Annotated in this window: 15 protein-coding genes; 6 read left to right on the top strand and 9 right to left on the bottom strand. The window is 60.5% G+C overall.

What is annotated here, in order from left to right:
* Position 1: 1 nt before the first annotated feature.
* A complete protein-coding gene (xseA, locus tag QRN61_RS21375; protein ID WP_285375336.1) occupies positions 2 to 1,381 on the bottom strand; it encodes an exodeoxyribonuclease VII large subunit in 1,380 nt (459 codons plus the stop codon).
* Positions 1,382 to 1,480: 99 nt separating this feature from the next.
* A complete protein-coding gene (locus QRN61_RS21380; protein WP_285375339.1) occupies positions 1,481 to 2,410 on the bottom strand; it encodes a LysR family transcriptional regulator in 930 nt (309 codons plus the stop codon).
* 100 nt (positions 2,411 to 2,510) lie between these two features.
* Here QRN61_RS21380 and QRN61_RS21385 point away from each other — a divergent pair, with 100 nt between their 5' ends.
* The 4 genes from QRN61_RS21385 (at position 2,511) to guaA (ending at position 7,240) form a co-directional block, all read left to right on the top strand.
* Complete coding sequence (locus QRN61_RS21385) at positions 2,511 to 3,284, top strand: sulfite exporter TauE/SafE family protein (protein ID WP_096795527.1); 774 nt, start codon at positions 2,511 to 2,513, stop codon at positions 3,282 to 3,284.
* A gap of 144 nt (positions 3,285 to 3,428) precedes the next feature.
* Entirely contained in the window at positions 3,429 to 3,977 is a 549-nt protein-coding gene (locus QRN61_RS21390) for a hypothetical protein (RefSeq protein WP_027612124.1), read from the top strand.
* Positions 3,978 to 4,093: 116 nt separating this feature from the next.
* Complete coding sequence (gene guaB, locus QRN61_RS21395) at positions 4,094 to 5,563, top strand: IMP dehydrogenase (protein WP_027612123.1); 1,470 nt, start codon at positions 4,094 to 4,096, stop codon at positions 5,561 to 5,563.
* 99 nt (positions 5,564 to 5,662) lie between these two features.
* Positions 5,663 to 7,240, top strand: a complete 1,578-nt coding sequence (gene guaA, locus QRN61_RS21400; RefSeq protein WP_027612122.1) for a glutamine-hydrolyzing GMP synthase — start codon at positions 5,663 to 5,665, stop codon at positions 7,238 to 7,240.
* A gap of 82 nt (positions 7,241 to 7,322) precedes the next feature.
* Here guaA and QRN61_RS21405 read toward each other — a convergent pair whose 3' ends face one another.
* Positions 7,323 to 10,265, bottom strand: coding sequence for a membrane-targeted effector domain-containing toxin (locus QRN61_RS21405; protein ID WP_285375345.1), 2,943 nt, complete (start codon positions 10,263 to 10,265; stop codon positions 7,323 to 7,325).
* Positions 10,266 to 10,491: 226 nt separating this feature from the next.
* Between QRN61_RS21405 and QRN61_RS21410 the strand changes: the two genes are divergently transcribed.
* Positions 10,492 to 11,868: a multicopper oxidase family protein gene (locus QRN61_RS21410; protein ID WP_285375348.1), complete on the top strand. Its 1,377-nt coding sequence runs from the start codon at positions 10,492 to 10,494 to the stop codon at positions 11,866 to 11,868.
* Positions 11,868 to 12,365: a tRNA adenosine(34) deaminase TadA gene (gene tadA, locus QRN61_RS21415; RefSeq protein ID WP_285375350.1), complete on the top strand. Its 498-nt coding sequence runs from the start codon at positions 11,868 to 11,870 to the stop codon at positions 12,363 to 12,365. The genes QRN61_RS21410 and tadA overlap by 1 nt, the downstream gene beginning before the upstream one ends.
* A 130-nt stretch (positions 12,366 to 12,495) precedes the next feature.
* On the opposite strand, the gene cmoB is transcribed toward tadA, so the two are convergent.
* From cmoB to lon, 6 genes are all read right to left on the bottom strand, one after another.
* Positions 12,496 to 13,452, bottom strand: coding sequence for a tRNA 5-methoxyuridine(34)/uridine 5-oxyacetic acid(34) synthase CmoB (cmoB, locus tag QRN61_RS21420; RefSeq protein ID WP_027612118.1), 957 nt, complete (start codon positions 13,450 to 13,452; stop codon positions 12,496 to 12,498).
* On the bottom strand, positions 13,449 to 14,156 hold the full coding sequence (gene cmoA, locus QRN61_RS21425) for a carboxy-S-adenosyl-L-methionine synthase CmoA (protein WP_256662091.1): 708 nt from the start codon (positions 14,154 to 14,156) through the stop codon (positions 13,449 to 13,451). Before cmoA ends, cmoB begins: the two co-directional genes overlap by 4 nt.
* A 245-nt stretch (positions 14,157 to 14,401) precedes the next feature.
* Positions 14,402 to 15,037: a lysoplasmalogenase gene (locus tag QRN61_RS21430; RefSeq protein WP_178083270.1), complete on the bottom strand. Its 636-nt coding sequence runs from the start codon at positions 15,035 to 15,037 to the stop codon at positions 14,402 to 14,404.
* Positions 15,038 to 15,039: 2 nt separating this feature from the next.
* Positions 15,040 to 15,432 carry a protease inhibitor I42 family protein gene (locus QRN61_RS21435; protein WP_027612115.1) on the bottom strand — a complete coding sequence of 131 codons (393 nt, stop codon included), beginning with the start codon at positions 15,430 to 15,432 and terminating at the stop codon, positions 15,040 to 15,042.
* A 133-nt stretch (positions 15,433 to 15,565) separates the two neighbouring features.
* Entirely contained in the window at positions 15,566 to 15,994 is a 429-nt protein-coding gene (locus QRN61_RS21440) for a hypothetical protein (RefSeq protein ID WP_183783946.1), read from the bottom strand.
* A gap of 173 nt (positions 15,995 to 16,167) precedes the next feature.
* A complete protein-coding gene (gene lon / locus QRN61_RS21445; RefSeq protein ID WP_027612113.1) occupies positions 16,168 to 18,585 on the bottom strand; it encodes an endopeptidase La in 2,418 nt (805 codons plus the stop codon).
* Between the last annotated feature and the right edge of the window lie 295 nt (positions 18,586 to 18,880).

Consider the following 18,880-nt stretch of genomic DNA (forward strand, 5'->3'; position numbering starts at 1 on the left):
ATCAGTCCAGTAAAGAAAGGGTGACAGGCGTCAGGTGGTTGTCCTCGACGCGCACTTGCAGTTCGCCTTCGCCCAGTCTGGCCTTCAGGCGTTGGCCGGTGTGGGTCTGCGCGGCGTTGCGAATGGCGTGCCCGCGCTCATCGAGCAGAATGCTGTAGCCACGGCCGAGGGTCGCCAGCGGACTGACCACATGCAGCGTCTGCATCTGGCTGTGCAGTTGCAGGCGACGGCTTTTCAGGCCTTCGCGCATGGCTCGCGGCAGGCGTTCGGCGAGGCTGTCGAGGCGCTGGCGCAGCATCGCCAGTTGCCGCCCCGGATGTTGCCCGGCGAGGCGGGTTTCCAGACGGATCAAACGCTCGCGGCGGGTATTCAGTTGGCGTTCGAACGCCCGGCGCATGCGCATGTCCAGGTCATCCAGGCGTTGCGCTTGCTGACGCAGGCGTTCGCCGGGGTGGCGCAGACGGCGGGCCATGCCTTCCAGGCGCAGACGATCGCGCATCAGCCGGTCGCGCATGCGCATCACCAGACGCCGGTGCAGACTTTCGACCTGACGGATCAGGTGGCTCGAATCCGGGGCCAGCAGTTCAGCGGCGGCGGAGGGTGTTGGGGCGCGCACGTCAGCCACGAAGTCACTGATCGACACGTCGGTTTCATGCCCGACGGCGCTGACAATCGGCGTCACGCAGGCATCGACCGCGCGAGCCACGGCTTCTTCGTTGAAGCACCAGAGGTCTTCCAGCGAACCACCGCCACGGGCGAGGATCAGTGCGTCGAAACCACGGGCGTCGGCCATTTTCAGCGCGCGGACGATTTGGGCCGTGGCTTCGCGGCCCTGCACGGCGGTCGGGATCAGCGTCAGTTGCACCTGCGGCGCCCGCCGGCGGAACACGCTGATGATGTCGCGAATCACCGCGCCGCTCGGCGAACTGATGATGCCGATGCGCTGCGGATGCGCCGGCAGCGGCACTTTGCGTTCGGCACTGAACAGACCTTCGGCGCTGAGCTTTTCCTTCAGCGCATCGAAGGCCAGGCGCAGCGCGCCGTCACCGGCCGGCTCCACGGTATCGAGAATCAGCTGATAGTCGCCACGGCCTTCGAACAGCGAGACCTTGCCGCGTACCTTCACGGCCAGACCGTCCTTCAGCGCCTGACGCACCCGCGCCGCATTATTGCGGAACAGCGCGCAACGCACCTGCGCACCGCTGTCCTTGAGGGTGAAATACACGTGGCCGGACGCGGGGCGGGCGAGGTTGGAGATTTCGCCTTCGACCCAGATGTTGCTGAACACGTCTTCGAGCAACACCCGCGCGCGGCCGTTGAGCTGGCTGACGGTCAGGACTTCACGGTCCAGGCCAAGTCTTGCAAAGGGATCTTTAATCATGGGGCGCAGTTTAAGGGCATTTGCCTGTCGATCACCATGACCCAACACAAAACCAATTGTGGGAGCGGGCTTGCTCGCGAAAGCGGTGTGGCAGGCAAATCAAGTTTCGACTGACACGTCGCTTTCGCGAGCAAGCCCGCTCCCACAGGGTTTTGTGAACATATTGATGAAGTGTTGCACCAGTGGCGTGGGGGTCTGGCGATAGGCGAGGGCCACGGTGCTTTGGCAATCGGGATCGCTCAGCGGCAGAAATCGTACACCGCCGGGGGCGATGTCCTGCATTGATTCGGGCAGCAGGGCGATGCCGAATCCAGCCTGGATCAACTGCAACTGCGTAGTTTTGCGCGACATCACCCGCGCCGCTTTGGGAAAAAAGCCCTGACGCATACACAGGTCGGCACACAAATAGCTAAGCCCGCCACGCTGCGGATGCGGGATCGAGATAAACGGCTCGTCCTTCAGTTGCGCCAATTCGACAGCGGCTGAATCGGCCAGGCGATGATCGTTCGGCACCGCCAGCAGCAGGCGTTCGGTGAATAACGGCACAACCTGAATGCCTTCGCGCTGACGCAACACCGGCAGGCGCAACAGACCAATGTCCAGGCGTCCTTCCGCGAGTTCCTCAAGCTGCGCCTCGGAGGACAACTTGCCGATGTCCAGCGACACGCCCTGCTGCTGACTCAGATAAGTGCTGATCCGACGTAATAAATGCCCGCTGATCGACACGGTGCTGGAATGACTCAGGCGCAACGTGCCCAGCTGGCCATTGCCTACTTCGGTCGCCATCGCGCTGGCTTTGCTCAGTTCATTGAGCAGGTTTCTGGCCCGCGGCAGAAACGCCTCACCCGCCGCCGTGAGCCGGGGCTGGCGTGCGGTGCGTTCGAACAGCGAGGTTTGCAGGCGGGCTTCCATGTCCTTGATCTGCCGGCTCAGCGCCGACTGCGCGATGAACAGGCGTTCAGCCGCCGCACTGAAGCTGCCACATTCGGCGATTTCCACGAAGTAGCGCAGTTGACGGGTTGAAAGCATCAGGTATGCCTTTTCGAGATGAGTGAGTGGCTTTGAACATATTAGTCGCAAGGCTTGGTGCTGGCTAAAGTCATCACAGGCTTATAAAGGAAGTAGACCGATGAGTGTGGCGGGGTTGTTGAGCGAGTGGACGTGGGGCGCGGGCGGCTGGGTGGTGATCGGCCTGGGAATCGCACTGGCCTATATCGTGTTCGGGATTGCCGGGTTCGGTACCGCACTGGTCGCGGGTCCGATTCTGATTCTGTTCATGCCGTTGTCGAAAATCGTGCCGCTGCTGGTGCTGCTGGATTTCGTCGCGGCGTTCGGCAACCTGCTGCCCTCGCGCCGGGATGTGGCCAAGCCCGAGTTGTTGCGGCTGCTGCCGTGCATGGCGGTGGGGTGCACGTTGGGGGTGATTTTCCTGCTTAACCTCAAATCCGACCTGTTGCTGCTGTTGATGGGGTTATTCATCAGCACTTATGCGGTTTACAGCTTGTGGGTGAAAACCCGGCCGACGCAGTTGTCTGCCGCATGGGCGCTACCGATGGGCACGGTAGGCGGCCTGTTTGGCGCGCTGTTTGGCAGTGGCGGCTTTCTATATGCGATCTATCTCAACAGCCGCCTGCCCAAGGACGCGGCGCGGGCCACGCAAAGTGCGCTGATCAGTTGCAGCACGGTGGTACGTTTGAGTCTGTTCGCCATCGCCGGGGTGTATGCCGAGCTACCCTTGTTGATGCTGGCGCTGTGTCTGTTGCCGGCCATGGCGCTGGGGCTGTGGATCGGGCGGCGGTTGACGATGCGCTTGTCGCGCGAGGCGTTTGTGCGATTGGTGACCTGGCTGGTGCTGGCGAGCGGGATTGCGTTGATCGGACGCTACATTATTAGTATGGCGTGAGCACTTGACCGGATTTCGTCAGGGATTAAGCTGCCGGCCTTTAGGGCCCCTTCGCGGGCAAGCCCGCTCCCACATTGGAATGCATGTCCCTGTGGGAGCGGGCTTGCTCGCGAAGGCGTCAGAAGCCATACCGCAGGACTTTCCATGAATTCGCAAAGCATCATCGTCCCGAAAATCTCCACCCTGCCGGTCCACGAACCCCGGGCGCGGGCGATCGTGCGCTGGCTGGTGCGCAAGAACATCATCGAAGAACAGCTGACCACTTGCGGCCGCACCGGCAATCGCATGGCCCATGCGATTGCCGACGGCGCGCGTGCGGTGGTGCTGCACCCCGAGGCGCTGCCCTTCGGTGAGCCGATCAACGGCCTGGAGATCATCGTCAAGCGCTGCATCTACACGCCGGCCAAGGGCTTTCTCGAAGAAGCCGGGTGCGCCGAGTGCCGCCGCGAAGTCGGCGAAGCGCTGTTCGAAAGCCTGGAAGACTGGTTTCCAGGCCGCACCGACAACTTTACCTGCCCGGAATGCGGGCATGAAGACGACATCAACGGCTTTCTGTTCTTGCAGGAATGTGCGTTTTCCAACCTCGGCTTCATCTTCAACAACTGGCTGGAAGCCGGGTTCAAGCAGAGCTTTATCGATGAGTTCGCCGATTGGCTCGATCAACCTGTCTCTTGGGTCAAGGTGGAGCTTTAGCGGCGGGGGTCTCCGTATATCAGCAACATTGATATTAAGCTGAGTTTTACATTGAACAGCAGGGGGTGTCTGACTATAATGGCGCGCTTCCATTTTCCCGCTCGGGAGCCCCCGCGATGCTGCGTATCAGCCAAGAAGCTCTGACATTCGACGACATTCTCCTAGTGCCTGGTTATTCCGAGGTGCTTCCTAACGAAGTCAGTCTCAAGACCCGCCTTACCCGTGGCATCGAGCTGAATATTCCTCTGGTTTCTGCCGCCATGGACACCGTTACTGAAGCCCGTCTGGCAATCGCCATGGCTCAGGAAGGTGGTATCGGTATCATCCACAAGAACATGACCATCGAGCAGCAAGCTGCCGAAGTGCGTAAGGTCAAGAAGTTCGAAGCCGGCGTCGTGAAAGATCCGATCACCATCGAGGCTGATGCCACGGTGCGTGACCTGTTCGAACTGACCCGCATGCACAACATTTCCGGCGTTCCGGTGCTGCACGATGGCGACCTGGTCGGCATCGTCACCTCCCGTGACGTCCGCTTCGAAACCCGTCTGGAAGCCACCGTACGTGAAGTGATGACGCCTAAAGAGCGTCTGGTCACCGTGCGTGAAGGCGCCGACAAGAACGAAGTCCGCGAGTTGCTGCACAAGCACCGCCTGGAAAAAGTCCTGATCGTCGACGACAAGTTTGCCCTCAAAGGCATGATGACCGTCAAAGACATCGAAAAAGCCAAAGCCTACCCGCTGGCCAGCAAGGATGATCAAGGTCGTCTGCGCGTTGGCGCTGCCGTCGGTACCGGTAAAGACACCGGTGACCGCGTTGCCGCGCTGGTCAACGCCGGTGTGGACGTGGTGGTGGTCGACACCGCACACGGTCACTCCAAAGGCGTGATCGACCGCGTTCGCTGGGTCAAAGAGAATTTCCCTGAAGTGCAGGTGATCGGCGGCAACATCGCCACCGGCGCAGCCGCCAAGGCCCTGGCCGAAGCGGGTGCCGATGCGGTCAAGGTCGGTATCGGCCCTGGCTCGATCTGCACCACCCGTATCGTCGCCGGTGTCGGCGTGCCGCAAATCAGTGCCATCGCCAACGTCGCCGCTGCCCTTGAAGGCACTGGCGTGCCGTTGATCGCCGACGGCGGTATCCGGTTCTCCGGTGACCTGTCCAAGGCCATCGTCGCTGGGGCGTCCTGCGTGATGATGGGTTCGATGTTCGCCGGTACTGAAGAAGCGCCGGGCGAGATCGAACTGTTCCAGGGCCGTTCGTACAAGGCTTATCGCGGCATGGGTTCGCTGGGCGCCATGTCTCAGGCGCAAGGTTCTTCCGACCGTTACTTCCAGGACTCCTCGGCAGGCGCCGAGAAGCTCGTTCCGGAAGGGATCGAAGGCCGTGTGCCGTACAAAGGCACCCTGACGGCGATCATCCACCAGTTGATGGGCGGTCTGCGTTCCTCGATGGGTTACACCGGCAGCGCCAACATCGAAGAAATGCGCACCAAGCCTGAGTTCGTGCGGATCACCGGTGCCGGTATGGCCGAATCCCACGTTCACGACGTGCAGATCACCAAAGAAGCGCCAAACTACCGCGTAGGTTGATGCTTCAAGCAAATCGTTAAGCAACCGGGGCTGTTTTATTCAGCCCCGAGTTGTTTCTGAATCACGACTGTTTCTGAATTACTTAGACGAGACTGAATCATGGCCCTCGACATTCACGCTCACCGCATCCTGATCCTCGACTTCGGTTCGCAATACACCCAACTGATTGCCCGCCGCGTGCGCGAGATCGGTGTGTATTGCGAGCTGCACCCGTTCGACATGGACGAAGAGGCGATCCGCGAATTCGCACCGAAAGGCGTCATCCTCGCCGGCGGCCCCGAGTCCGTGCACGAAGCCAACAGCCCGCGCTGCCCACAGGCAGTCTTCGATCTGGGCGTGCCGGTCTTCGGTATCTGCTACGGCATGCAGACCATGGCCGAGCAACTGGGCGGCAAGGTTGAAGGTTCCGAGCTGCGTGAGTTCGGTTACGCCCGCGTTGACGTAGTCGGCAAGAGCCGCCTGCTCGACGGCATCGAGGACCACATCGACGCCGACGGCCTGTTCGGTCTCGACGTGTGGATGAGCCACGGTGACAAGGTCACCAAGATGCCGGAAGACTTCCACATCCTGGCCAGCACCCCAAGCTGCCCGATCGCCGGCATGTTCAACGACGAGCGCGCTTACTACGGCGTGCAGTTCCACCCGGAAGTGACCCACACCAAGCAGGGCGGTCGCATCCTCTCGCGCTTCGTGCTCGACATCTGCGGCTGTGAAGCCCTGTGGACTCCGTCGAAGATCGCGGAAGACGCCATTGCCAACATCCGCGCACAGGTCGGCACCGACAACGTGCTGCTGGGTCTGTCCGGCGGCGTTGACTCCTCGGTGGTTGCGGCGCTGCTGCACAAAGCCATCGGCGATCAGCTGACCTGCGTCTTCGTCGACAACGGCCTTCTGCGTCTGCACGAAGGCGAGCAAGTGATGGCCATGTTCGCCGAGAACATGGGCGTCAAGGTGATCCGCGCCAACGCGGAAGACCAGTTCCTGAACAACCTGGCCGGCGAAGCTGATCCAGAGAAGAAGCGCAAGATCATCGGCCGTACCTTCATCGACGTGTTCGATGCCGAATCCTGCAAGCTGGACAACATCAAGTACCTGGCGCAAGGCACCATCTACCCGGACGTGATCGAGTCGGCTGGCGCGAAAAGCGGCAAGGCGCACGTGATCAAGTCGCACCACAACGTGGGCGGCCTGCCGGAAGAAATGAACCTGAAACTGGTCGAGCCACTGCGCGAACTGTTCAAGGACGAAGTCCGTCGTCTGGGTCTGGAACTGGGCCTGCCGTACGACATGGTCTACCGTCACCCGTTCCCGGGCCCGGGTCTGGGCGTGCGCATCCTCGGTGAAGTGAAGAAGGAATACGCCGACCTGCTGCGTCGCGCCGACCATATCTTCATCGAAGAACTGCGCAAAGCCGACTGGTACCACAAGGTCAGCCAGGCCTTCGTGGTGTTCCAGCCAGTGAAATCGGTTGGCGTGGTCGGCGACGGCCGTCGTTACGCCTGGGTCGTGGCCCTGCGTGCCGTGGAAACCATCGACTTCATGACCGCACGTTGGGCACACCTGCCTTACGAACTGCTGGAAACCGTCTCCGGCCGCATCATCAATGAAATCGAAGGTATTTCGCGCGTCACTTACGACGTGTCGAGCAAGCCGCCGGCGACCATTGAGTGGGAATAATGCCGAGCAAGCCGTAAAGGCTTGATCGCTGCAACCGAAAAGCCGTGTGAAATTCGTTTCACACGGCTTTTCTGTTTTGGCGTTATAGCGGTTTTGACCAGCCACCCAGTTGCATGCCCATGTCATCCAGAGCTTGCAGCAGGGCTTTCATGCTCGGATAGCGTTTACCGCTCACCGAAGGCCAGCCGGGGCGTTCGATGTAGAAATGTTTGCCGTCGGTGTCGATGACGGTTCGTACCAGTTCTCGCGTGCGGCTGCGATGGACGATGAACGTCAGGTTGGGTTGTTGCTTCAGGGAGTACATGCCATGGCGAGGCAGCAGGGTTTCGAATTCGGTCATGGTGTGCGCGGTCCAGGGTGTTTCGATTTGCAGGCGCAAGTCGCCTCTGACCAGCGCGGAACGATCGTGCGCCGTACCGCCCAAGGGCAGGATTCTCCCGGGATCGACTTCAATGCCCCGTGAAGTCCCTTCGGCGACATCCTCGACGCGAATGCCGATCGCCTCTTCCAGTTCGCTGACGCCGGCAACCCCATCAAAAGTGTTGGAGTGAGAGTTGCCCATCAGCGCCACCCATTTGTGCGCGCCGCGTGCGGACTGATCAGCGCGGATCATCAGGCGGGCGAAGTAATTCATCATTTTCTGCCGCGCGGTGTTGTTGCCGGTCGGCAGATCCATGCCGTTTAGTCGGTAACTCGCCATGCAATCGATGGCTTGTACATGGATCCCCTGCTTTCTGGCTTCCTTGACCAGTTCCAGGAACGTGTAGCGCTCCAGCGGATCGGTCATGTTGCCGACGTCGAGTGCCTTGAGATAGGCCTCGAGTTTTTGCGGCATGTTGCCGGTGCGGAAGAATTCATCCAGCGCGGCTTGATGGAAGTCGGTCAGCAGGTGCTCCATGTACAGGCTCTTCACCTGTTTGCTGGCGAGCAATGGCATGTTCTCGATCAGCCATTGCTTGCTGCCGATGGCCGTGTGGCTCTCGCCGAGTACTAGGCCCCGGGCATGCTCGAGGATTTTCTCGATAATTTCTTCGGCGGTCGCGTCTGCCGCCAGGGCGGGCACCGGAGGACGATCGGGCAGACGCAGCGTGCTGAAAAAATCCAGTGCATCGTGATACAGGCGTTTGCGGATGACCTTGAAGTCGCGGTAGGCATCGAACTCGTTCAGGCTGTCGTAGAAATCGCGCAAGGCCTCGTCATTCAGCCCGGCCGCGCCTTCCTCCAGATGCGCCTTGAGCGGTGCGGGTACGTCGTACTGCGAGGCGGGCAGGGCGGTCAGCGGGCTGCGGCTGCTTGATCCGGCCAGTGCCGAAGGTTTGCCACCGCCGGCGAGTCCTGCGCGAGGCATGGCTTCCCATTCACCCTCAGGGTTCAGGCGTACCGGGATCGAGCGAGTAAAGCCGTGGGGGTGCTCGGGATCGATGACCGCCCAGTGTCCGCTGCCGTTGATGTCGGCTTCGTAGCGTACGTAATAAGCGGTGTCGTCCATCAGGATGGCGGTTGAGGGGTTCGAATCGAGTAGATAAATGCCCTGGAATTTTCCGGGCTCGCTCACCGGCGTAATGCCGTCGAGCAACTCATTGGCTTGCCAGCTCGGCGGAATGACCGGTCGCGGGGTGTCTTCAATCAGGGGCGTGGCAATCGACGGCTGAGGCCCACCCATCGGCGTCCCGACTTTATCAGTCAGGTCGGCCATCTCCGCTGCCTCGGCGGCATCCACTTCGGGGCCGACCTCGGTCAGCGAACCCGGGCCTTTGAGTACCAGCAGGTTGAACAGCATGTCGATGCCGCTGAGCACCGCACCGACAATCCCGGCCTTGCGCTCGGCGGCGGTTTTGCCATTGACTGCCTGATCGATGTTCAGCCCCATGTTGGCAATGCTGGCGCCGATCACTGGCAATGCGATTGGCCAGCCGACCACGGCCATTGGCCCGAACACCTTGACCCCGGCGCTGAGGTAGCCGATCCACAGCTTCTTGCGCAGGTCACCGTTGGAGGTCAGGGACAGGCTGGCTTCTGCAAACATCGCCGTGCGGGTCGAGTCACTCAGCCAAGTAAAGGCGTCGCCACTGACCGCGCGGTTGTCCTGATTGATCAGCGAATGGTCGTAGCGGCCCCATGTAGCCACCAGGCGATTCATCAGGTCACCAAGATTGGCGTTGATCTGCTGCCGGTCGGCCAGCGAGAAATGCGCAAGGAATGTCTCGCGCGCCGCAGGTGTGTTCATCCGCTGCAGGATCCAGAAGTGCAGGTCGGTGGCGCTTTCCAGTACATGGAAGGCATCGCTGTTGCCGGGCAGGTAGAGGATCTGCCTACCCTGGGGCATGACGAAACGCAGGACGTTGGTAGCGGCGTAACCGGCAATGTCCAGCGTGCGCACACTGTCCGGGCAAGGGTGGCTGGTCTGCAGCATTGGCAGGCTGACTGGCCACGTCAGCGGGCCGATCGCCGCTTGCGTGACGAACTGGAAATCCTCGCCACTCAGCTGACGTTTGTCCCGCGCCTGCAGCGCTTTGATCAGGAAGTTGCACTTGGCCAGGGTACGAAAGTCGCTGCCGCTGGTATTCCAGAAAGCGTTCAGTTGAGCGTCGTACAGTGCGCTGAAGTCGATGCTCCAGAAGTCCTTGAGCACATCGTTGCCGTGCAGGCGCACTTCATTGCGTTCATCGAAGGTGCGGGCATCGGGACCGGCAGTATAGAAACCGCCATAGACGTCGAGCAGGTCGGCGTTGTCCTGATCGGTGACGCGGAAGCGGTGAATCACCAACTGGGTCAGGGTCATGCTTGAAGTGGGCGTGGCGTGCACATGCTCCCAGCCGGTGAAGGCTTTCGAACTGCTTTGCGAGGCGTCGAAGCGGTGGAAATACACTTGATCCGGATCCAGACCGTGGATCTGGTATTTGATCAACAAGTCGCTGGCGACCTGTCGAGCAGCGTCCTGCAGGCTCGGGCAGGTCTGGATGACGGTGGCGGCAATCGCCTTGAGCGCGGCCTTGTCGGCGGCGTTGGGCATCGGGTTGGGCATGTGTTTGGGCTCTCTTTCCTTGAGAAACGGGTGGCACAGGATGGCCCGGCTGTTCGATGCATGTGCACTACATAGTTATGTCACTTGATCGATCGAAATCGTGTACGCGCGAGGCGCAACTGCGTCCATCCGCCGCGCTGCCCTTACTGTTTCGCAATTGCAGGTGTATCGTATTTGCCTTTTGCGGGCCCGGTGCCCGACGCAGATACGTGAGGTAGTTGAGTTCATGTCCTTTACCCGTCGCCAAATCCTCGGTGGCCTGGCCGGTCTTGTTGTCGTTGGTGTCGGAGCGGGAGGTGCGTCGCGTTACTGGCTGGGCAAGATGGCCGACGCTGACGCGGGCCACGACTACGAGCTGATCGCGGCGCCACTGGATGTTGAGCTGGTGCCTGGGCACAAGACCGAGGCCTGGGCGTTCGGCCCATCGGCGCCGGGCACCGAACTGCGTGTGCGTCAGGGCGAGTGGTTGCGGGTGCGTTTCATCAACCATCTGCCGGTGGCGACCACCATTCACTGGCACGGCATCCGTCTGCCGCTGGAGATGGACGGTGTGCCGTACGTCTCGCAATTGCCGGTGCTGCCCGGTGAATATTTCGATTACAAATTCCGCGTGCCGGACGCCGGCAGCTACTGGTATCACCCGCACGTCAGCAGCAGCGAGGAGCTGGGGCGCGGGCTGGTCGGGCCGTTGATTGTCGAAGAGCGCGAGCCGACCGGTTTCAAGTACGAAAAGACTCTGAGCCTGAAGAACTGGCACATCGACGAGCAAGGTAATTTCGTCGAGTTCAGCATTCCCCGTGAAGCGGCGCGTGGCGGTACGGCGGGGCGCTTGTCGACCATCAACGGCGTGCCAACGCCGGTGATCGAGTTGCCGGCGGGGCAGATCACCCGGGTGCGTTTGCTCAACCTCGACAACACTTTGACGTATCGCATCAACATCCCCGGCGTTGAAGCGCAGATCTATGCGCTGGACGGCAACCCGATCGAGCCGCGGCCGCTGGGCAAGGAATACTGGCTCGGCCCGGGCATGCGTATTTGTCTGGCGATCAAGGCGCCGCCGGCCGGTGAAGAGTTGTCGCTGCGCAACGGCCCGGTGCGACTGGGAACCTTGCGCTCGGTGGTCAATAACGATGCGCCAACCGAGTGGCCGAAAGCCTTGCCCGCCAACCCGGTGGCCGAGCCGGATCTGGCGAATGCCGAGAAACTCAACTTCAATTTCGAATGGGTCGGTTCGGTGTCGGTGAATGTCGACAACGGCAAGCCACCGAGCCTGTGGCAGATCAACGGCAAGGCCTGGGACATCACCGACAAGACCTGCGCCGATCGGCCGATTGCCAGCCTGAAGCTGGGCCAGAGCTACATCTTCGAACTGAAGAACATGACCCAGTACCAGCACCCGATTCACCTGCACGGCATGAGCTTCAAGGTGATTGCGTCGAACCGGCACAAGATCACTCCGTACTTCACCGACACCTATCTGCTGGGCAAGAACGAGCGTGCGCAAGTGGCGCTGGTGGCGGATAACCCGGGGGTATGGATGTTCCATTGCCACGTGATCGACCACATGGAAACCGGCCTGATGGCCGCCATCGAGGTGAAGTGATGCGCCAGATTCGCCCCGCCGCGATCATCGACCGCAGCCGTGACCGCGATTTCATGCGCGAAGCGCTGGAGCTTGCTGCCCAAGGCGCAGCCCTCGGCGAAGTGCCGGTGGGCGCGGTGCTGGTGCAGAGCGGCGAGATCATCGGGCGTGGCTACAACTGCCCGATCACCACCAGCGACCCGAGTGCCCACGCGGAAATGGTCGCGATCCGCGCTGCTGCCCAGGCCATCAACAACTATCGCCTGCCCGGCAGCACGCTGTACGTGACGCTGGAACCGTGCAGCATGTGCGCCGGGCTGATCGTGCATTCACGCATTGCGCGGGTGGTGTATGGCGCGCTGGAGCCGAAGGCCGGGATTGTGCAGAGTCAGGGGCAGTTCTTTACCCAGGGCTTTTTGAATCACCGGGTGTTGTATGAAGGTGGGGTGCTGGCGGAGGAGTGTGGGGCGGTGCTGACTGAGTTCTTCCGGGCGAGACGCGCTAAACCAGCTATCTAAAAGACAACACAAAACCCTGTGGGAGCTGGCTTGCCAGCGATAGCATTGGTTCAGCCAACATCAATGTTTGATGTGCCGACGCCATCGCTGGCAAGCCAGCTCCCACAGGTTTGTTTGGTGGTTGTAAAAATTACTTCTTCGCGACAATCACCGCGCGCATCGGCGCCGGCAGCCCTTCGATGGTCTTGCTGTGATCCTCGGGATCAAGGAAGTCGCTCAACGATTGATACTTCATCCACTCGGTACCGCGTTGTTCTTCAACGGTGGTGGTGCTGACGTCCACGCATTTCACATCGGTGAAACCTGCCCGCCGCAGCCACAACTCCAGCGCCGGTACCGATGGCAGGAACCACACGTTGCGCATCTGCGCGTAGCGATCTTCCGGCACCAGCACTTGATGCTTGTCGCCTTCAACCACTAGCGTTTCCAGCACCAGCTCGCCACCCTTGACCAGGCAATCCTTCAGCGCCAGCAAATGCTCGATCGGCGAACGACGGTGGTAGAACACGCCCATCGAGAACACTGTGTCGAAGCCTTCGAGGTTCGGCGGCAGGTCTTCGAACGGGAACGGCAGGTGCCAGGCATTCGGCTCGGACAGATAACGCTGCACGGCCTGGAACTGGCAGAAGAACAGCCAGTTCGGATCGACGCCGATCACGCTGTCGGCACCGGCGCCGAGCATGCGCCACATGTAGTAACCGTTGCCGCAACCGACGTCGAGGATGCGCTTGCCCTTGAGATCCAGATGCGGGGCCACCCGCGACCACTTCCAGTCCGAGCGCCATTCGGTGTCGACATGCACGCCGAACAGGTCGAACGGCCCCTTGCGCCACGGCGAAAGGCCCATCAGCGCGGTGCGCATTTGTGCGCGGGTTTCGTCGTCGCAGTCGGTGTCGAGTTTCAGGCCGTTGAGCAGATCGACTTCAGTCGGCTGGAGTTTCGGCAATGCGTCCAGCGCGCTCTGCCAGCGCTCCAGATCGCCGTGACCTTTCTCCATTTTCTTGTCGAGTTGCCCTTGCAGGGTGTTGGCCCAGTCGGCCAGCGGGGTGCCGGCCAGACGGCGGGCGAGGGGGGACAGATCAATCATGGCAAGGCAATCAACGAGGCAAAGTTAAGACACTGGAACCACGGCACGACTTTCGAGAACCCGGCGGCCAACAGGCGTTCGCGGTGTTCTTCGAGGCTGTCGGGCTTCATGACGTTTTCGATGGCGCTGCGCTTCTGGGCAATTTCCAGTTCGCTGTAGCCGTTGGCGCGTTTGAACGCGACGTGCAGGTCGGTGAGCAGCGCGTGCTCTTGCGCATCGTTGAAACGCAGTTTTTCCGACAAGATCAACGCACCGCCGGGCAGTAGCGACTGGCGGATACGCGAGAGCAACGCGGTGCGCTGATCCGGGGCGATGAATTGCAGGGTGAAGTTCAGCGCTACCACCGAGGCAGGTTTGAATTCGAGCGCGAGAATGTCGCCTTCGATCACTTCGACCGGGAGCAGCTCCTGGAACATCGAATCCTGACCGTTCAGGTACTCGCGGCAGCGTTCGACCATCGCCGCCGAGTTATCCACCGCGATCACCCGGCAACCGTCGGTGCGCACGTGACGGCGCAAGGCTTGAGTCACGGCGCCGAGCGAAGCACCGAGGTCGTACAGAACGCTGTTCGGTTGAGCGAATTGCGCCGCGAGTACGCCGAGGTTTTCGACGATGGTCGGGTAACCCGGCACCGAGCGCTTGATCATGTCCGGGAACACCCGCACCACGTCCTCGTTGAAGGCGAAGTCAGGCACCTGGGCCATCGGCTGGGCGAAAATGCGATCGGGTTCTTTGCTCACGGCGGTTCCGGCGGTGTTGATGAAAAGGCCGGCATTTTAGCCAAAGTGGCGTCGGGATGCTTGGGTTGTCCGACGTGGCGAGGGGATTTATCCCCGATGGGCTGCTAAGCAGCCCCAAGATCTGTGCCTGCGGTCTGTCTGACATACCTGATTGACCGGTTTCAGGGCCGCTGCGCAGCCCATCGGGGATAAATCCCCTCACTACAAAGTTAGCGGTGTTTCACGGAAAACGCCGAAGCGGCAATCCCCCACTGCCCCAGCCAGTAACTGAGGATGATCACGTACGGCGCAGCATGAAACGGCGCCACAAAGCGATCAATGCCAATCACACTGTCGGAGAACACGAACGCCAGCGCACCCGCCGCCGCCAGCAACGCCGAGCGCTTGGGCACATCGGTGCCGAGGCGGGCGAGGGCGCGCCAGAGCATGGCGCTGATCGCGGTGCCATAGACGAGCACTGGCACTAGCAACGGCCCGAGGCCACTGGAAATCAAAATCCCCAGCAGCACCGCGCCGACGCCGAGCGCGAGCACCAGCGGCAAAAGCGCCAGCCGTTTGCAGTCGCTGAGGTAAGCCTTGAGATACGCCAGATGCGCCACCAGAAACGCACCCAGACCAAACACAAACAAATCCCCCGGCCACGCCAGCAACACGTCACCGAGCACAGAGAAAATCAGCCCCAAACTGATCCAGCGCCGATAGTCGCTGGGTGGCGCATCGTGCAGCCAGCCGAGCAGCGCCAGCACCGGTAACGGTTTGACCAACAGGCAGAGCAATGCCGCATGCGTGCTCACACCGTAGAGAAACGTCACCGCGCCCATCAGCGCCAGAATCAGCCAGCCCACGATCAGTTCACCGAAATGGCGCAGTCGAAGGTTTCTGCCGGCTCGACTTCCGGTTCCCAGGGCTGCTGCGAGGTCAGGCGCAGGCGGCCGTTGCCGGTGGCAAAGGCCTGGAAGCGCCAGGTGGAAAAACCGCCCGCGCCGACCATGCCGGAATCTTTCGGACTGCTGTAAACCTCAGGGCTGAGTGCATGTAGCACGCCGCCGGCGGAATCCTGAATTGCCCAGCGATAGCCCGTGGTCGGGTTGCTCGGCAGCATCACGATCAGGTTTTGTCCGCTGGTCAACTGCACGGGGCATTCGCTCTGGTTTTCCACGGTCACGTTCTGTTTTGGCTGCGTGGCGCAGGCGGCCAGCAAAGAGAGGGCGAGAGGGACAAACAGGCGAGTGGCGGACATAGGCTCAGTGGCTCCGGCGTTGACGACGAACGGCGAGCATAACTCAAGTAGCACCGGATGCTAATTGGACGATGCCAGAATCTCGCCGACAACTTGCCCTTGTCGTCGGCAGATTCCGCAATGCGTTAACCTGTTAGGAGATATGAATGCCGAAGATGCTTTTAATGTTTAACGGTTCCTGATTGACTAAAAACTTAATGTCCAGATGTCCGAAGTAAAGTTTTTTTGTCGGGTCAAGGCATATCGTTATTTTTCCAGTTTGCGGGATGCCTACAAAGTTCTGGCTGTCTTTAATACCGTTGTAACTGACTTTGATGAGCTCTTTGTCCAGCGGATAGTCATAGAGTCCATTCGGAGGCAAATCCTGCTGCCCATTACCAAGTTTGCTATCCTTAATCTCGATTCTGAAATCAAAACCGGTCCGATCCGACCTGCGCGAGCCTTGTAGGATGACAACATTGCTATGGATAGTCCCATATAGGCTGTCGGCGAACAGAGTTTCATGATCAATGTCGAGTAACCATATGCCTGCGGCTGGCTGTAGAGTGGTGGATTTTTTCATACCTGCTCCGGGATGGATTTATAAAAAATCAGCCCGGTTAGTTTTGGGATTTTTCAGGCGTAGTGTCTACTGTCATAAATAACAGTGTTTAATAACGTTTCTCTATAGGTGTGCAGTATTTAAAGTATAAAGCGAAACGCTGCCAATCGAGGTTGACAGCGTCTCAGTCTAAGTCAGAACAACACCTTCGCCACATCCGCAAAGCGCTTGGCAAAGTGCACGGTAATGCCTTCCTTCAGATAATCCGGCAACTCCTCGAAGTTGCCGCGGTTCGGCTCCGGCAGGATCAGTTCGAAAATCTTCTGCCTTCTCGCCGCAATCACCTTCTCGCGCACTCCGCCAATCGGCAGCACATGCCCGGTCAGCGTCAGTTCGCCGGTCATCGCAACGCCTTTCTTCGGCGGCTGATTGCGGGCGAGCGAGAGCAGGGCGCTGGCCATGGTCACGCCGGCGCTCGGGCCGTCTTTTGGTGTGGCGCCCTCCGGCACATGCAGGTGGACGAAGGCTTCGTCGAAGAATTTCGCATCGCCACCAAACTGTTTCAGGTGCGAGCTGACGTAGCTGTAGGCGATCTCCGCCGACTCTTTCATCACGTCGCCCAGTTGCCCGGTGAGTTTGAAACCACGGTTGAGCGTATGGATCCGCGTGGCTTCGATCGGCAGGGTCGCGCCGCCCATGCTGGTCCAGGCCAGACCGGTGATCACACCGGTGCCCGACAGCACTTGTTCATTGCGGAACACCGGATGGCCCAGCGAGGCTTCGAGGTCTTTCGGGCCAAGCTTGATCACCGCTTTCGGGTCGTCGATCAGCTTCATCACCGCTTTGCGCACCAGTTTGCCCATCTGTTTTTCCAGCTGGCGCACCCCGGCTTCACGGGCGTAACCGTCGATCAAGGCCTTGAGCGCGCTGTCGCTGATGCTCAGGCTGCCCTTGGACACGCCAGCCTTTTCCAGCAGTTTCGGCCACAGGTGACGCTTGGCGATGGCGACTTTTTCTTCAGTGATGTAGCCCGACAGGCGAATCACTTCCATGCGGTCCAGCAATGGGCCGGGAATCGAATCCAGGGTGTTGGCGGTACACACGAACAGGACTTTCGACAGGTCCATGCGCAGGTCGAGATAGTGATCGAGGAATTCGACGTTCTGTTCCGGGTCGAGGGTTTCCAGCAGCGCCGACGCCGGGTCGCCCTGGTAGCTCTGGCCCATCTTGTCGATCTCGTCGAGCATGATCACCGGGTTCATCACTTCGACGTCTTTCAGCGCCTGCACCAGTTTGCCCGGCTGCGCACCGATGTAGGTGCGGCGGTGGCCCTTGATCTCGGCTTCGTCCCGCATGCCGCCGAGGCTGAAGCGGTAGAACGGCCGGCCAAGGGATTCGGCGATGGATTTGCCGACGCTGGTTTTACCCACGCCCGGAGGGCCGACCAGCAAGACGATGGAGCCGCTGATTTCGCCTTTATAGGCACCGACCGCAAGGAATTCGAGGATGCGGTCCTTGATGTCGTCGAGGCCGGCGTGGTGTTTGTCGAGTACCTTGCGCGCGTACTTGAGATCGAGTTTGTCCTCGCCGTACACGCCCCACGGCACCGAGGTCGCCCAGTCAAGGTAGTTGCGGGTGACCGCGTACTCTGGCGAGCCGGTTTCGAGGATCGACAGTTTGTTCATTTCCTCTTCGAGGCGTTTCTGCACCTGTGCCGGCAGCACTTTGCCTTCCAAGCGTTGTTCGAACTGTTCAAGGTCGGCGCTGCGGTCGTCCTTGGTCAGGCCGAGTTCCTGCTGGATCACCTTGAGCTGTTCTTTGAGGAAGAACTCGCGTTGGTGCTCGCCGATCTTGCGGTTCACTTCGGCGGAGATCTCTTTCTGCAGGCGCGCAACTTCGACTTCCTTGCGCAGCATCGGCAGGACTTTTTCCATGCGCTTGAGCATCGGTACGCAGTCGAGCACTTCTTGCAGTTCATTACCTGTCGCCGAAGTGAGGGCGGCGGCGAAGTCGGTCAGCGGCGACGGATCGTTGGGGCTGAAGCGGTTTAGGTAGTTCTTCAGCTCTTCGCTGTACAGCGGATTGAGCGGCAGCAGTTCCTTGATCGCGTTGATCAGCGCCATGCCGTAGGCCTTGACCTCGTCGGTCGGCTCGGTCGGCTGGTGCGGGTATTCGACTTCCACCAGGTACGGCGGGCGGTGGTGTTTGAGCCAGGTCTTGATGCGCACGCGGCTCAGGCCTTGGGCGACGAACTGCAATTTGCCGTTTTCGCGACTGGCGTGGTGCACCTTCACCAGCGTGCCGTATTCGGGAAGGGCGCCGGTGTTGAAGTGGCGCGGGTCTTCCTGGGGCGTGTCCATGAAGAACAGGGCCAGGGAGTGGTGGTCGGATTTGCTCACCAGATCGAGGGTTTCGGCCCAGGGTTCTTCGTTGACGATGACCGGCAGCACTTGGGCCGGGAAGAACGGGCGGTTGTGGATCGGGATGACGTAGACCTTGTCCGGCAGGTTCTGGCCGGGCAGGGCCAGGCCTTTGCCGGATGAGGTGTGTTCGATGTGTTCGGCTTCGGTGTAGTCGTCTGGGTTGTCCGGGAATTCTTGCTGGTCGCTCATGGGGCACCTGCGCAATGGGGTATGGGTCTTAGATGGGGCAGGCTTTGGGTGGTTTCAATGGGGGGCGGTGTTTCTGCTTGTGCGTTCAGGGTTTTGACAGGCGTCACGCTTTGGACTTGGCGGCCTTTGGGCCGACCATGTTCTTGGGGTTTTGGGGGGATATCCGTTTTTTTGGGTGTGGCGGCTGGCGGTTTCGCCCTTACGGCGAGTCACCTTTTCCAGACGCCGAAAAGGTAACCGAAAAGGCTTGCTCCTGCGTTCGGCCCGCTCGCTGGGGCTCGGGGTTCCTTCGCTG

This window comes from Pseudomonas sp. lyk4-TYG-107, from assembly GCF_030209055.1.
Classification (GTDB): domain Bacteria; phylum Pseudomonadota; class Gammaproteobacteria; order Pseudomonadales; family Pseudomonadaceae; genus Aquipseudomonas; species Aquipseudomonas putida_A.

Excerpts from the sequence above, each read along its gene's own strand:
- guaB (WP_027612123.1), top strand. The coding sequence starts at position 4,094 with ATGCTGCGTATCAGCCAAGAAGCTCTGACATTCGACGACATTCTCCTA.
- tadA (WP_285375350.1), top strand. The coding sequence starts at position 11,868 with ATGCGCCAGATTCGCCCCGCCGCGATCATCGACCGCAGCCGTGACCGC.
- guaA (WP_027612122.1), top strand. The coding sequence starts at position 5,663 with ATGGCCCTCGACATTCACGCTCACCGCATCCTGATCCTCGACTTCGGT.
- xseA (WP_285375336.1), bottom strand. The coding sequence starts at position 1,381 with ATGATTAAAGATCCCTTTGCAAGACTTGGCCTGGACCGTGAAGTCCTG.
- QRN61_RS21435 (WP_027612115.1), bottom strand. The coding sequence starts at position 15,432 with ATGTCCGCCACTCGCCTGTTTGTCCCTCTCGCCCTCTCTTTGCTGGCC.
- QRN61_RS21385 (WP_096795527.1), top strand. The coding sequence starts at position 2,511 with ATGAGTGTGGCGGGGTTGTTGAGCGAGTGGACGTGGGGCGCGGGCGGC.
- cmoB (WP_027612118.1), bottom strand. The coding sequence starts at position 13,452 with ATGATTGATCTGTCCCCCCTCGCCCGCCGTCTGGCCGGCACCCCGCTG.
- QRN61_RS21410 (WP_285375348.1), top strand. The coding sequence starts at position 10,492 with ATGTCCTTTACCCGTCGCCAAATCCTCGGTGGCCTGGCCGGTCTTGTT.
- QRN61_RS21405 (WP_285375345.1), bottom strand. The coding sequence starts at position 10,265 with ATGCCCAACCCGATGCCCAACGCCGCCGACAAGGCCGCGCTCAAGGCG.
- lon (WP_027612113.1), bottom strand. The coding sequence starts at position 18,585 with ATGAGCGACCAGCAAGAATTCCCGGACAACCCAGACGACTACACCGAA.
- QRN61_RS21440 (WP_183783946.1), bottom strand. The coding sequence starts at position 15,994 with ATGAAAAAATCCACCACTCTACAGCCAGCCGCAGGCATATGGTTACTC.
- QRN61_RS21390 (WP_027612124.1), top strand. The coding sequence starts at position 3,429 with ATGAATTCGCAAAGCATCATCGTCCCGAAAATCTCCACCCTGCCGGTC.
- QRN61_RS21380 (WP_285375339.1), bottom strand. The coding sequence starts at position 2,410 with ATGCTTTCAACCCGTCAACTGCGCTACTTCGTGGAAATCGCCGAATGT.
- cmoA (WP_256662091.1), bottom strand. The coding sequence starts at position 14,156 with ATGGCCCAGGTGCCTGACTTCGCCTTCAACGAGGACGTGGTGCGGGTG.